The organism is uncultured Maritalea sp. (genome assembly GCF_937139385.1).
Lineage (GTDB): Bacteria > Pseudomonadota > Alphaproteobacteria > Rhizobiales > Devosiaceae > Maritalea > Maritalea porphyrae_A.
Genome location: NZ_CAKZPW010000063.1, coordinates 1 through 11,840 on the forward strand (window position 1 = coordinate 1; position 11,840 = coordinate 11,840).

The 11,840-nt window shown below is 49.0% G+C and carries 10 protein-coding genes and 1 pseudogene; 2 read left to right on the plus strand and 9 right to left on the minus strand.

Features of this window, described 5'->3' with window-relative positions; translation table 11 throughout:
• The coding region (gene alaS / locus Q0231_RS02710; protein WP_299344757.1) for an alanine--tRNA ligase at window positions 1-2,493 on the minus strand (2,493 nt) is incomplete at its 3' end.
• 218 nt (window positions 2,494-2,711) lie between these two features.
• Window positions 2,712-3,803, minus strand: coding sequence for a recombinase RecA (recA, locus tag Q0231_RS02715; protein ID WP_269393875.1), 1,092 nt, complete (start codon window positions 3,801-3,803; stop codon window positions 2,712-2,714).
• A 300-nt stretch (window positions 3,804-4,103) separates the two neighbouring features.
• Between recA and Q0231_RS02720 the strand changes: the two genes are divergently transcribed.
• Window positions 4,104-5,156: a DUF418 domain-containing protein gene (locus Q0231_RS02720; protein WP_299344762.1), complete on the plus strand. Its 1,053-nt coding sequence runs from the start codon at window positions 4,104-4,106 to the stop codon at window positions 5,154-5,156.
• 18 nt (window positions 5,157-5,174) lie between these two features.
• Here the strand turns inward: Q0231_RS02720 and cckA are convergent, their stop codons facing one another.
• From cckA to flgB, 7 genes are all read right to left on the minus strand, one after another.
• Window positions 5,175-7,739: a cell cycle histidine kinase CckA gene (gene cckA / locus Q0231_RS02725; protein WP_367274459.1), complete on the minus strand. Its 2,565-nt coding sequence runs from the start codon at window positions 7,737-7,739 to the stop codon at window positions 5,175-5,177.
• A 201-nt stretch (window positions 7,740-7,940) separates the two neighbouring features.
• Entirely contained in the window at window positions 7,941-9,020 is a 1,080-nt protein-coding gene (gene flhB / locus Q0231_RS02730) for a flagellar biosynthesis protein FlhB (RefSeq protein ID WP_269393872.1), read from the minus strand.
• A gap of 7 nt (window positions 9,021-9,027) precedes the next feature.
• Window positions 9,028-9,789, minus strand: a complete 762-nt coding sequence (fliR, locus tag Q0231_RS02735) for a flagellar biosynthetic protein FliR (protein ID WP_269393871.1) — start codon at window positions 9,787-9,789, stop codon at window positions 9,028-9,030.
• Window positions 9,790-9,793: 4 nt separating this feature from the next.
• Entirely contained in the window at window positions 9,794-10,060 is a 267-nt protein-coding gene (fliQ, locus tag Q0231_RS02740) for a flagellar biosynthesis protein FliQ (protein ID WP_269393870.1), read from the minus strand.
• A gap of 31 nt (window positions 10,061-10,091) precedes the next feature.
• Complete coding sequence (gene fliE, locus Q0231_RS02745) at window positions 10,092-10,418, minus strand: flagellar hook-basal body complex protein FliE (protein WP_269393869.1); 327 nt, start codon at window positions 10,416-10,418, stop codon at window positions 10,092-10,094.
• 82 nt (window positions 10,419-10,500) lie between these two features.
• Window positions 10,501-10,914 (minus strand): flagellar basal body rod protein FlgC, encoded by a 414-nt coding sequence (gene flgC, locus Q0231_RS02750; RefSeq protein WP_269393868.1) that lies wholly within the window; start codon window positions 10,912-10,914, stop codon window positions 10,501-10,503.
• 28 nt (window positions 10,915-10,942) lie between these two features.
• The gene (gene flgB / locus Q0231_RS02755) at window positions 10,943-11,347 is read right to left on the minus strand and encodes a flagellar basal body rod protein FlgB (protein WP_269393867.1); all 405 of its coding nucleotides are present in this window, start codon (window positions 11,345-11,347) and stop codon (window positions 10,943-10,945) included.
• A gap of 211 nt (window positions 11,348-11,558) precedes the next feature.
• Here flgB and Q0231_RS02760 point away from each other — a divergent pair.
• A pseudogene (locus tag Q0231_RS02760) lies at window positions 11,559-11,840 on the plus strand (flagellar biosynthetic protein FliO); the annotation flags it as partial.

Genomic DNA, 11,840 nt, shown 5'->3' on the forward strand with positions numbered 1-11,840 from the left:
ATCAGTAACGCCAACAGCAATACCGGCTTTCCCATCTTCAGAGACGCCGGCAATTGCCACGATCCCAGATTTTATCTGCGCTTTGCCTTGATCCACAAGTCCCCGCAACTCACGTGTTGGAATACCCTCTGCAACGCGACCGACGAAGGATATTCCCGCAATTTCTTCAGGACCGTTATCACCGGTCGCGCCCCCACCCATTGCCAATTTCTGACGGGCTTCGCTCAATTGCTTTTCAAGAGACTTGCGTTCCTCAATCAATGCATCAACACGCACGAGTGCGTCACGTGGCGCTACTTTCAAACGATCTGCAATGCTCTTGACGGTCTTGTCCTGCTCATCAAGGTAAGCGCACGCACCTTGTGCCGTAAGAGCTTCAAGCCGACGCACACCGGACGCAACCGCACTTTCGGCCACAACTTTAACCAACCCTATTTCACCAGTATTGCGCACGTGTGTTCCGCCGCAAAGCTCCATTGAGTAAGTCTTGCCGGCTTTCTCGCCTTCAAGCGCTTTACCCATAGAAACGACGCGCACCTCGTCACCGTACTTTTCACCAAATAGCGCCATTGCACCAGCTTCTTTGGCCTCATCGACCCCCATCAAGCGGGTTTCTACGACTGAGTTTTGAACAATTATGGCGTTGGCCAACCGCTCAATGTTGGCAATCTCTTCGTCGCTCACCGCTTTTGTGTGAGAAAAATCAAATCTCAAACGATCCGGAGAGACCAAAGATCCCTTTTGCGCCACATGCGCACCCAAGGTTTCACGAAGTGCCTCATGCAATAGGTGTGTAGCGGAGTGATTGGCACGTATTGAAGCGCGCCGAGCACTGTCAACACGCATGTCTAGAGGTTGCCTCACCTTCACCACACCAGCGGTTACAGTTGCCGCGTGAGCAAAAACCTTACCCACATGCTTGGTTACATTGGTTATCTGAACACTAACACCTTCACCCAGTGCGGTGCCGTGATCACCCACCTGCCCGCCACTTTCTGCATAAAATGGTGTCTGGTTAAGGACAATCTGCCCTTGCTCACCAGCACTCAGTTCAAGAACCTCTTCGCCGTCTTTCACAATCGCGGTTACCACACCTTCAGCCCGCTCATGTTCATAACCTAAGAACTCAGTTGCACCCGCTTTGTCGGCAATCCCAAACCAAACAGCCTCATTTGCGGCATCACCAGAACCACTCCAGTTCGCCCGAGCCTCAGCTTTCTGAGCGGCCATAGCGGCGTCAAACCCGGCCTGGTCCACTTCTACGCCACGTTGGCGCAGCGCGTCCTGCGTGAGATCGAGCGGGAAACCATAGGTATCATAGAGCTTGAAAGCTGTGCGGCCTTCCAATACATCACCTTCCCCCAATGCGGCGCTTTCTTCTTCTAGAATGGAAAGCCCGCGGCTGAGTGTTTTAAGAAAACGCTCTTCCTCTAACCGAACAGTCTCTGCGATCATTTGTTCACCATGCACCAGTTCGGGATAAGCCTGCCCCATCTCGCGCACCAATGTGGGTACAACCGAGTGGATGACCGGTTTATCCGCACCGAGCAATGTCGCGTGGCGCATAGCACGGCGCATAATACGACGCAAAACGTAGCCTCGCCCCTCATTTGAGGGCAACACACCTTCGGCAATCAAAAACGACATGGACCGCAAATGGTCAGCGATCACCCGCCGACTCTGATCACCTTTATCGGCAATATCTGTATTCGTTGCATTGGCAATGTCGCCAATCAGCGTTTTGAACATGTTGGTTTTGTAATTGTCGTGAGTGCCTTGCATCAAAGCTGCAAAACGCTCCAACCCCATCCCCGTGTCGATGGAAGGGTTCGGCAAATTCGTACGCTCGCCATTTGCATGCTGTTCATATTGCATGAACACCAAATTCCAAATCTCGATAAAACGGTCGCCGTCTTCTTCTGGTGTGCCGGGACGCCCACCCCAAATGTGGTCGCCATGGTCGTAAAAGATTTCAGAAGACGGCCCGCAAGGCCCAGTGTCACCCATTGACCAAAAATTGTCTGAAGTCGCAATGCGTATGATCTTGTCCTCAGACAATCCAGCGATCTTCTTCCAAAGATCAAATGCCTCATCGTCATCCGCATAGACCGTCACCAACAGTTTTTCCACTGGCAGCTGATATTCTTTTGTGATCAGGTTCCACGCCAACTCAATGGCATTTTCCTTGAAGTAGTCGCCAAAGGAAAAATTCCCCATCATTTCAAAGAATGTATGGTGACGTGCGGTGAACCCTACGTTGTCCAAATCATTGTGCTTGCCACCTGCACGCACACACTTTTGCGCGGATGTGGCGCGTGTGTACGCACGCTTTTCAAGACCTGTGAACACGTTTTTAAAAGGAACCATACCTGAATTGGTGAACATCAAGGTTGGATCATTCTGCGGGACCAAGGGACCAGACGCTACAACTTCGTGACCATTCTTGTTGAAATAGTCGATAAACTTGGAGCGGATTTGGTTGACGCTACTCATAAAGCCTGCCGGTTTGTTGAAGGCCCCAAAACAATTGGAGCAATTGACATTTTTGCTGTTTTTAACCTCTGCAATGCCCCCTGTCTAGGTGAGTGTGCGCCAAGTCAATTTTCCCATAAAAAAAGCGCCGACTTTCGCCCGCGCCTTTTTGTGAGGTGTATCTAGATTAAGAGCGTTTTCACCCATCTGACGTTGGGCAAATTCACATTCTCGACAGCTTATTCTTTGTCAGCTTCAATCAGAGTTGGATCAAGTTCGGTGATTGCCGCTGGCTCAACCATATTGTCAGTGTTTAAGCCAGCACTTTCGCGCACTCCCGCCTCAATTTCGTAGGCCAGATGCGGATTGTCTTTCAGGAATTGACGGGAATTCTCACGGCCCTGCCCTAAGCGTTCGCTGTTGTAAGAGAACCAAGAACCCGATTTCTCGACAATTCCAGCCTTAACACCCAAGTCAAGCAATTCACCGGTTTTGGAAATACCTTCGCCATACATAATATCAAATTCGACCTGACGGAACGGTGGAGCCAACTTATTTTTGACCACCTTTACCCGTGTTTGGTTGCCAACAACTTCATCGCGCTCTTTAATCGCGCCAATCCGACGAATGTCCAAACGAACTGAAGCATAGAATTTAAGAGCGTTACCACCCGTTGTGGTTTCAGGTGAACCAAACATCACACCAATCTTGTGTCTGATTTGGTTGATAAACAGCACCATTGTTTTCGAACGCGAAATAGAGCCAGTGAGTTTACGCATAGCCTGGCTCATCAATCGTGCTTGCAAACCGGGAAGTGAATCTCCCATCTCGCCTTCAAGTTCGGCCTTTGGTGTCAACGCCGCAACGGAATCAACAACCAACAAATCAATTGCGCCAGAACGAACCAAAGTGTCCGTAATCTCTAGTGCCTGTTCGCCGGTATCTGGCTGAGAAATCAGTAAATCATCAATATTGACGCCAAGTTTGCGCGCATAAATTGGATCAAGCGCGTGCTCTGCATCAACAAAGGCACAAATGCCCCCCGCTTTTTGCGCTTCAGCAATTGCATGTAGCGCCAAAGTAGTCTTACCAGAACTCTCAGGACCAAAGACTTCAACAATTCGGCCCCGTGGTAAACCGCCAATCCCTAAGGCGATATCTAGGCCCAGGGAACCCGTTGGCACAGACTCAACTTCAACCGCTGTGTTTTCACCCAGCTTCATGATTGAACCTTTGCCGAAGTTTCTCTCGATTTGCGACAGTGCCGCCTCGAGTGCTTTGTTCTTATCCATAGAACCCCCCTCGACTACGCGAAGTTGAGAATTAGCCATTACCTTCTCCTTATTCCAAAACCAGCGCCGTCATGCAACCATCGGGCAAATCTATTTATTTAATTTGTACCGTATTTGTTCTCATGTTTTCACTACAATGTCAATAGATATAAACCACTGCAACTAAACAATAAAATTTGTTTTATTCTAGCTTTGTTCTCACAATTCACATTCCGGCCTGATTATGCATCCACAGATTCATTTCAAGCCACGACAAGAATAGTGCGCCTATTCACTTGAACACGGTAGAATCAGGCGTATATTAGAACGATTGTTCGACTAATTTATGGATATTCTCCCATGGCTCCCCAACGACTAAGTGGACTAGACCTCGCGCGGTTCTTTGCATTTTTCGGCATGGTTATTGTCAATTTTCAGGTTGTGATGTTCTCCGGCGAGGACACAGCACACGACTTCCTGAATAGTGCGCTCGTCTTTTTGGAGGGCAAGGCTGCCGCAACATTTGTTGTTTTGGCTGGTGTTGGCGTCACCCTCGCCTATCAACGCACAACCACCAAAACTTTTCACACAACCATGCTCAAGCGAGCAGCATTTTTGATGGTCATTGGGCTCATCAACATGTCCATTTTTGAAGCCGACATCATCCACTATTATGCGGTCTATTTCGCCATTGGTATGTGGTTGCTATCTCTAAGTAAGCGATCGTTGCTCGCAATAACGCTTTTCATTGTTTTTGCATTTCCAGTACTAATGCTGCTCTTGGATTATGATGCTGGTTGGAACTGGAGCACCCTCAACTACAATGGATTTTGGACATATGCTGGGTTTTTCAGAAATCTGTTCTTCAATGGATGGCACCCCGTTATTCCGTGGCTGGCATTCTTCAGTTTTGGCATATTTTTGGCCAAATTGGATTTGGCCAACAAGCAAAACGCACAACGTATTGTCGTTGTCGGGATCTCCGGCATGGTCGTGATCCCGATGCTGAGCGAAGTGTTGGTCGGTGCTATGGTTCCCATTTTGGGCCAAGATACAGCAACAGTTTTTGCCACATCCCCCATTCCGCCAGGGCCACTTTATATGCTAAACGGAGCAAGCACCGCTCTGTGTGTAATCGGAGCTTGCTTACTCGTCCCCGAAAAAGCCTATCAAAGCGATTTGCTCAAGACGCTTTGTCACACCGGCCAGCAAACGCTCACCTTGTATTTTGCACATATATTAATAGGCATGGGCATTGTCGAAGCGCTGGGCCTAGTCGAAAAAACGTCCACAACAATTGCACTCTGGGCCGCAATTGAGTTCGTCGCAGCTTCAATTTTGTTCACCTACTTGTGGCGAAAAAATTTCAAGCGCGGACCGATTGAAGCGCTTATGCGTCGCACTACTGGTTAGGCGAAAGACTAGCAGGCGCTATTCAGCGCCTGCCAAAACGGTTTTTACTTTTTGTGCCAATTGCTTCAATGAGAAGGGTTTTGCCAAGAAATCCACAGAACTGTCGTCTTCCAGTCCTTTGCGAATGTTTTCCTCTGCATAACCGGACACAAATATGACCTTTATGTCTGGGTAACGTTCACGCATATGCGTCAACAGCGTTGGTCCGTCCATTTCGGGCATTACCACGTCAGAAATAAGCAGCTCAATTTCACCATCTATTTCTTCGAGCACTTCAAGCGCTTCCACCCCACTGTCCGCTTCATGCACAACATAGCCTGCAGATGCCAGTGCCCGCGACGCGAAAGCCCGCACGCTGTCCTCATCTTCAACAATCAATATGCGCTCTTTGCCTGTCAAATCACGCACTTTAGGCGCAACCTCAGGTAAAGGCTTATCTTGCGACAGCTTCAACTTGTCTTCTTTGGGAGCATAGCGTGGCAAGAAGATTTTGAATGTAGTGCCCACGCCGATTTCTGTATCGGCATAAATGAACCCGCCGGTTTGCTTTACGATCCCATAGACAGTTGAAAGGCCGAGCCCCGTGCCCTTGCCAATATCTTTAGTTGTAAAGAACGGTTCAAAAATCTTTTCAAGCACCTCTTGAGGAATCCCGGTTCCTGAGTCTTGAACTTCAATCAGCACATAATCCGCGGGTGGCATGCCACGATAATTAAATGTTGCCGCAACCGCTTCCTCAACATTGCTTGTGCGAATTTTTACACTGCCCCCATCCGGCATTGCATCTCGCGCATTTACCACCAGGTTGATTACAACCTGTTCAAGCTGAATATGGTCAGCACGCACAGGCCAAATGTCTGCAGCATGATCCACCGTTAGGGTGATACTGTCGCCAATTAAGCGCTTAAACAGTACCGTTAGATCATCAACCAGCAGCGAAACTTCTAATACTTCCAACCGCAGCGTCTGACGACGCGAAAATGCCAGCAATTGCCGCACCAAGCCCGCAGCCCGGTTAGCGTTTTGCTTGATTTCCATTGTGTCTTTAAATGAAGGGTCATTTGGCCGCAAATTCAGCAACAACAGGTCAGAGAACCCAATAATAGCCGTCAATATATTGTTTAAATCGTGCGCAATGCCACCAGCCAATTGGCCAACAGCTTGCATTTTCTGACTTTGCGCAAACTGCTGCTCCAACACCCGTTGCTCGGTCGTATCAAGCGCATAAACGATAACCCGCTCGTCAATACTGCCCCCATCAGCAATACCAGACACATAAAGGCGCACGCTGCGCTCTTCATTTGCTGCAAGAACTGTATCCACGGGTTCAATGGTCGATTGATTAGATTTCGCTGCATCAATAGCCGCCACAAATCTAGATTTTGCCTCCGGCGCAACGAGTTCGGTCAATGGCAGCCCTTCAGTTGCCTTTTCGCCATGCTCATTGCCAAACGTCCGCATAAACGGTGCATTCGTCCGCACAATATTGCCCGTTGCATCAAGTGCTGCAATCGCAAATGGGGTGTCGTTGAAGAAACGGCTAAACCGCACTTCAGCGTTACGCAACTCTTCAGACGCATCAATGCCCGGCGCACGATCCAGCACTAACGTGCGCGTTTCACCCAAATCACCTTCAGCAAGCCGTGCTGCGCGGTGCAGCAAGCGCACAGGAAAGTTTGTACCATCCCGTTTCACCAAATCGATATCAATGACTTCGGTCTTAATTTGTCCGTCGTTGCGCCCGCCAAGCAGCAGGCCGGACCCTTCACCACGTACAATTTCAGACAATCGCAAAGAACCTGCATCAAACTCAGCCAAATCATAACCAAGCCAATTGGCAAGCGTGGCGTTGAGATATTGAATTTTTCCCCGTCCATCGGTGGAAAAGAAACCAGCAGGCGCATGGTCGAGATAGTCAATTGCTTTTTGCAACTCTAAGAAAATGTTCTCTTGCCGCTCACGGTCCCGCGAAATGTCTTCAACCGACCATAGCACCAGCTTTTTACCAGAATCGCCGTCTATTTCTGGCAAGGCTTTCACAGAAACGCGATACCAAATTGTATCGTTGGTACCGCTCTTGAGCCCCGGCCCCTCGGTCAATCGAATATCTTCTATCGCGCGGCGGCCATCGTGGGCTGCGCGTGAAAGTCGGTAGATCGCTTCGCTTGCTTCCGCAGCGCTAGCAAAAAGCCGCGGCACACTTACGAGCGATTTGCGGTTCAGCCCCGAAATCAAATCACCGTAGGCCGCGTTCGCATACACAATGCGTCCTTCTCTGTCTGCAACCACAGCGCCATAATCCAGACTGTCAACTATGGCGTTTTGCAGCGCGGGACCATCGTCCGTTTGCGCAATTTTGAACAAGCCAGCAGCAAGCCCAAACAGACAAAAAACACCAATCACAGCCAAAACGCCCAAAACCAACAATAACATGTCGGATGGGATTTGGTCGCCATAGACAGAATAGGCTATGGCCAGGCCAACGAATAACGCAGAGAGAAAAATGACACGCCACACGCCCCCGCCACCCAAGCGCGCTTGTGCTGCAGGTTGGGGATAGCTATCTTCGGCCAGCGGCGTCATGGACATTTTTTTGCCCCTATTTTGTCTCACGGTGGGCATGATCAATCGCCCCAAAAACCGCAAGAATCATGATTATTGTTCTATCTAATCATCATCATTAGATGCGCTCGCATCAAGCAAGATTAATACATTATTTAGCATTTCAATGATTTGCGCAGTATTTTTTCGTTAATTCGAACAGTTTTCCAAAACTTGGCTGAACTAGTTCGCGCTCCAAGAACGTGATTTGCGCAATTGCATCACATAGCCGATAACCTGCGCCACTGCTTTGAAGTGCTCGGCGGGAATTTCTTCCTCCACTTCCACTGTTGCGTGTAACGCACGCGCCAATGGCGGGTTTTCAACAATGGGGATTTCGTGCTCGCCCGCAACTTCTCGAATCTTTAGGGCTACTGCATCGGTTCCTTTGGCCAAACAGATTGGAGCGCCCATGCCTTTTTCGTATTTCAATGCAATCGCATAGTGGGTCGGGTTTGTAATGACCACACTTGCCTCAGGTACTGCCGCCATCATGCGTTTGCGACCACGCTCGGCACGCAATTGTCTAATCTTGGCTTTGACCTTAGGATCACCTTCCATTTGTTTGTATTCGTCACGAATTTCTTTGATGGTCATTTTTTGTTTCTCCCACCATTTGTTGCGCTGGTACATAAAGTCCAATCCCGCAACAACGGTGATAACCGCCAAAGTACCCATGATGATCTTGATGCCCATCTCCTGAAAAACCGGCATTATCATTGATGGGTCTGCAGTGATGATTGTGTCCAAACGGTCACGTTCCGGCCACATCACCAAAAACATAATGATCGATACAATGCTCAACTTGGCAATGCCTTTGGCAAAGTTGACCAACGCTTCGCTGGAAAACAGACGCTTTGCCCCCTGCAATGGTGAGACTTTCGAGAATTTTGGCTTTATCGGATCAAGTGACCAAACGGGTTTATGTTGCACCAAGTTCGCAGCAAGCGCAAAAAAAGCCATCAGCAACAATGGCACAATCGCGACAACCAAAACGGTTCCTGAAAGACCTTGCCAGAAGGCGGCAAATCCTGGTCCTCCCACTTCAATTTGATCTGCGTTTAGCATGATCATTTTGAGCTGCCCCATCAAACTAGATGCGGTAAAGGGGGCCAGAAGCGCAAAAACAAACGCCGTGCCAACCATCATAAACCAAGTCGTCAGTTCCTGACTTTTGGCCACGTCACCACGTTTATGAGCATCATCGAGCTTTTTCTCAGAGGGGTCCTCGGTTTTCTCGGACTTATCCGGTTCGTCTGCCATGACCGCTTTACCCGATCATGCGGAGCAAGAATTGCTCGATATGATTCATATACCAAGTCATTATCATCGTCAGCAGAAGCACAAACAGCAAAAGGCCAATCGCGATATTTGCCGGCATAGCGATAAAGAATACTTGCAATTGAGGCATCAAACGCGCCAACAATCCAAGGCCAAAATAAAAGACCAGTCCGAACACAATAAAAGGTGCAGACATTTGCACCCCGACGACAAAACTGCCAGCGATCACCTCAATTGCCATATCCGCTGCATCCCTCAGATCCAGCGCGGCACCGGGCAAAAACAGCGAATAACTGTTATAGATCGCAGCGAGTACCAAATGGTGCAGATCCAGGGTGAAAACCATGGTCACACCCAAAACGGCAATGAAATTTCCAAATATCGCACCTTGTACACCACCTTGGGTCGGATCGGCGGTTTGCGCAAATGAAAGGCCAGTTTGAAAGGCAATCACTGTACCCGCCACTTGTGCTGCGGACATTAGAATTCTCGTGACCCCGCCAATGATCAGCCCCACGCCAATTTCAGACAGCAATAAAAAAATAGCAGGATAGAACGTAACCGTTTGCGTCGGGTAATACTGCGAAATGAGCGGATACATGATAAATGTAAACACCAACGCCAGCGTCAACCGCATGCGCATAGGCAAACGCTGAGAGCTAAAACCCGGCATCAGCATAATCAAGGTGCCTAGGCGCGCAAATATCAGAATGTAGATCAGCGCAGTTTGTGGGAGCCAATCAATGCTCATCCCATTAGCCGCCAGACACTATGAGATCGGCGACGCGATGCATATAGCCGCTCATCATCGAACCCATAAACGGCAACAACAATATCATAGTGATAAAAATTGCTAAAATCTTTGGCACAAACACCAGTGTCATCTCTTGGATTTGCGTCAGCGCCTGAAACAGCGCGATCACAACACCAACAACCAACCCCACTAGCATCAATGGGGATGACACATAGATCAAGGTCCAAATACCGTCTTGTGCAACATCAAGAACTTGCGCACCGGTCATCTTGGCCTCCAACTAAGGTGAAACAGACACCCTAAATCGGCATCCGCATGATTTCTTCATAAGCACTAATCACCCGGTCACGAATCGTTACCATGGTTTGCAGTGCTATTTCAGTTTCAGAGATTGCGGTCACAACATCAACCACGTTGGACTTTCCATCAACAAGATCTAGTGCCTTTTTGTCGGCGACGCGTCCAGACTCGACAACTTCGCCAATTGATTCCGCAACCAACTTGCCGAAATCAGGAGCAGCACCCATGTTTCCGGCCGCCGCGCCAGGCGCTGCTTTGGAGGCCTGATCGACAAGTTTGGTTGCACTTGCGTAAGCATTTGATGCCGCAGAAAACGGTACGCTCATTTGATTCCCCAGTTTTACTCTTGCCTCACCTCACCACCGTTCCCCAACGATTGTGCAGCAATTGGCTCTCCGTTAACGCGTGCTACCCACGCAAAATATCCAACGTACCACCAAGCATTTGGCGCGACGTCGTGATCACATTCAAGTTGGCCTCATATGTCCTTTGCGCTTCGCGCATATCCATGGTCTCAATCAAAGAATTCACATTTGGATAGAGCACATATCCGCGCTCATCGGCCGCCGGATGTCCCGGTTCATAACGGCTTTGAAAATCACTCATGTCGTAGCTGACTTTGCCGATCTCAACCTGGTTGGCCTGCAACTCACTATTGTAAACAGCCTCAAATGTTGGCACACGGCGACGATACGGGTCCCCACCCGGCTCTTTCGCTGCAGAGCTAGCATTGGCCATATTTTCGGCAATAATCCGCATACGAGCAGATTGCGCATGCAAGCCAGTTGCGGCAATTTTCAATGAGCTCATAAAGTCAGTCATTTTTTACTCCTACTGCCCAAAGCCGTTTTCAGGCCTTGCCTAGCGCCGTTTTGATCAGCTTAATCGAACGCGTATAGATCGCGGTCGCGGCCTGATAGTCCATTTGGTTGCCGGCAACCTTCATCATTTCATCTTCCAAAACGACAGCGTTGCCTTCTGGCGTAATCTCAAAACTATTCATTTTGCGCGCACCAAACTTGTCTGCTCCTTGCCCAGCAACGCTAAAGTGCTGTGCATTGGTTGCAGTTGTCGAAACACTCGACATCTGGACAGAACTCATTTGGTCCGCAAATGAAAATGCCTTAAGGTCGCGTCCACGATAGCCGGGCGTTTCCGCATTTGCTACATTCTCGGCCAATAATGACTGGCGTGTTTGATGCCACTTCATTTTTTCACTAAGCGCTTGGAACAAGGGCATTTTCGAAATCGACATAATCAGGCTTCCACTTCTACTAGGCAGATATTGCCGCCCATTTAGTTAACACCTCATTAACGATATCTCCCAAATTGCAATTTATAGGGGTTTTTCGGCCTTGCCCTTGCCAAATTTGCTTGTATAGCTGACAGCGTGGGAATAAATTTCCTATGCGCAGCGCCTAAAAATGGCGCAAACTTACGCATCCAACGGGGAAACGGGCAGCAAAATGGGTTTTATCAGCGATCTTTTTGGCAATGTTGACAACAACATTTGGGTACTTGCGGGCGGTCTCGCGATAACCATCGTTGCCATCATACTCGTAGTTTGGCTGCTAAAATTTGCCTTCAACGCCAGTCGCAACGGCCTTGGAAATCGAGTAAAACGTTTGGGCGTTATAAGCACGGCAGCTGTCGATAATAAGCGCCAATTGGTCATCATCCGTCGTGACAATGTTGAACACTTAATCATGATTGGTGGCCCAACGGATGTGGTCATTGAAACCGGCATC

Excerpts from the sequence above, each read along its gene's own strand:
- fliE (WP_269393869.1), bottom strand. The coding sequence starts at position 10,418 with ATGAGCGTACCGTTTTCTGCGGCATCAAATGCTTACGCAAGTGCAACC.
- flhB (WP_269393872.1), bottom strand. The coding sequence starts at position 9,020 with ATGGCAGACGAACCGGATAAGTCCGAGAAAACCGAGGACCCCTCTGAG.
- fliQ (WP_269393870.1), bottom strand. The coding sequence starts at position 10,060 with ATGACCGGTGCGCAAGTTCTTGATGTTGCACAAGACGGTATTTGGACC.
- Q0231_RS02720 (WP_299344762.1), top strand. The coding sequence starts at position 4,104 with ATGGCTCCCCAACGACTAAGTGGACTAGACCTCGCGCGGTTCTTTGCA.
- flgB (WP_269393867.1), bottom strand. The coding sequence starts at position 11,347 with ATGTCGATTTCGAAAATGCCCTTGTTCCAAGCGCTTAGTGAAAAAATG.
- recA (WP_269393875.1), bottom strand. The coding sequence starts at position 3,803 with ATGGCTAATTCTCAACTTCGCGTAGTCGAGGGGGGTTCTATGGATAAG.
- fliR (WP_269393871.1), bottom strand. The coding sequence starts at position 9,789 with ATGAGCATTGATTGGCTCCCACAAACTGCGCTGATCTACATTCTGATA.
- flgC (WP_269393868.1), bottom strand. The coding sequence starts at position 10,914 with ATGACTGACTTTATGAGCTCATTGAAAATTGCCGCAACTGGCTTGCAT.
- cckA (WP_367274459.1), bottom strand. The coding sequence starts at position 7,739 with ATGACGCCGCTGGCCGAAGATAGCTATCCCCAACCTGCAGCACAAGCG.